2 protein-coding genes are annotated in these 1,967 nt (G+C 61.8%); one reads left to right on the top strand and one right to left on the bottom strand.

Annotation, left to right across the window (positions count from 1 at the left end; genetic code table 11):
* A partial coding sequence (locus tag EN994_RS29060) for a helicase HerA-like domain-containing protein (protein WP_127308039.1) occupies window positions 1-1,087 on the bottom strand: 1,087 nt, incomplete at its 3' end.
* 329 nt (window positions 1,088-1,416) lie between these two features.
* Here EN994_RS29060 and EN994_RS29055 point away from each other — a divergent pair.
* On the top strand, window positions 1,417-1,967 hold a 551-nt coding region (locus EN994_RS29055; protein WP_245466113.1), incomplete at its 3' end, for a methylmalonyl-CoA mutase family protein.

Genomic DNA, 1,967 nt, shown 5'->3' with positions numbered 1-1,967 from the left:
GTGTAATGGCGGTCATGCAGTCGAAATCGGGATTTTGCCGGAACGTTTCGGCCGCCGTCCGGACTGCCTGCTGCTCGCGCGGTGTATAGGCGCGCAGCGCGTGCTGGACGCGATTGCCGAGCTGGGCCAGGACTTTTTCAGGGATATCCAAAGGGTTCTGGGTGACGAAATAGACGCCGACGCCTTTCGAGCGGATCAGTCGGACGACCTGTTCGACGCGATCGATGAGCACCTTGGGTGCTTCGTCGAACAGAAGATGGGCCTCGTCGAAGAAGAACACCAGCTTCGGCTTGTCGGGGTCGCCGACTTCCGGCAGCACCTCGAACAGCTCCGACATCAGCCATAGCAGGAAGGTCGCGTAGAGCCGCGGATTCATCATCAGCTTGTCGGCGGCAAGCACGCTGATGGCGCCGCGTCCGTCGCGGGTGGTGCGCATGATATCGGCGATACGCAGTGCCGGTTCGCCGAAGAAGTTTGCGGCCCCCTGCTGTTCGAGGACCAGCAGCGTGCGCTGGATAGCCCCGACCGATGGCTTCGTCACGTTGCCATAGCGCGAGCCGATCTCGTCGGCGCGCTCGGCGATGTTGGCGAGCAGCGCCTGCAGATCCTTCATGTCGAGCAGCAGCAAGCCTTCCTCGTCCGCCAGGCGGAAGGCGATGTTCATGATGCCTTCCTGCGCCTCGGTCAGGTTCATCAGGCGCGACAGCAACAACGGCCCCATTTCCGAGACCGTGGCGCGGATCGGATGACCCTGCTCGCCGAACAAGTCCCAGAAGATAACGGGAAATTCCTGGAAGTCATACGGATCGAGCTTGACCTGTTCGGCCCGCTTGACGAGGAAATCCTGTGCCGTGCCCATCATCGCGATGCCCGACAGATCACCCTTGATGTCCGCGCAGAACACCGGCACGCCGGCGTTGGAAAATCCTTCGGCCAGGATCTGCAAGGTGACGGTCTTGCCGGTGCCGGTGGCGCCGGTCACCAGGCCGTGACGATTCCCATATCGCAGCAACAACTGCTCGGCACGCTGATAGCTGTCGTCGGGCTTTCGGCTGGCGCCGATGAAAATACTGGTCTCGTCAGCCATATGTCCGGTCTCCGCAAACTGATGTGTCTAAAGCCAGTGGCCTTGCCGCAGGTATAGTGAGGCCATTGCACAGCGACAATGCCATTCGTCCAAATCGGGGCCATTCGTCCAAATCCGGGCCATTCGCCCAAATCGGCCCCATTCGTTCAGATCGGGTTTTTGGAGCTTGCGGATTTTGCCGCTGTTTGGCAATCGTCGTCCACGCGGACTGACCTATATCTGATGGATCGAATCCGGTCTCTGAAAGCGCATTGCATTGCGATATCGGACCGGGGACCGTAGACTGAACCGCTCCCGGCTGGTGCGGCCGCATGAAACGAGGAGGACGGATGGGCGCCGGAGCCTTGATCCAGGACGTGGAACCCGAGAACGCCGAGCGTCAGCGATGGCTCGCCTTGGCGGAAAAGGCATTGGCAGGCGCTTCCTTCGAGGAAAAGCTGGTCTCGCACAGCGATGACAACATCCGTATCGAACCGCTCTACGACCGCAGCACCGCGGCGGAACCGATCGTGCGTACAAACCCGAAATCGCCATGGATCGTCAGCCAGCGCATCGACGATCCGGACATCGACCGTGCCAGAAGCCAAGCGCTGGAGGATGTTGCACAGGGTGCCACGGGATTGTCGCTGGTCTTCGAAGGGGCGCCCAACGCGTTCGGCTACGGCTTGCCGAGAACGGCGGAGGCGCTGGAGGCGGTGCTGGACGGCATACCGCTCAACCGCATCCAGGTTCGCATCGACGCCCATCCCTGGAGCCGCGCCGTGGCCGACTGGCTGGTCGCGTTCCTGAGCAAGCGGCGATCGGACCCGGCAAAGCTCAACCTCTCCTTCGGCATCGATCCAGCGGCGATCTTCGCGGGAACCGGTCGGCTGCGCATGTC

Source organism: Mesorhizobium sp. M7A.F.Ca.CA.002.09.1.1, from assembly GCF_003998555.1.
Lineage (GTDB): Bacteria > Pseudomonadota > Alphaproteobacteria > Rhizobiales > Rhizobiaceae > Mesorhizobium > Mesorhizobium ciceri.
The sequence above is the reverse complement of the archived record's forward strand: the minus strand, read 5'-3'. Positions and strand labels throughout refer to the sequence as shown.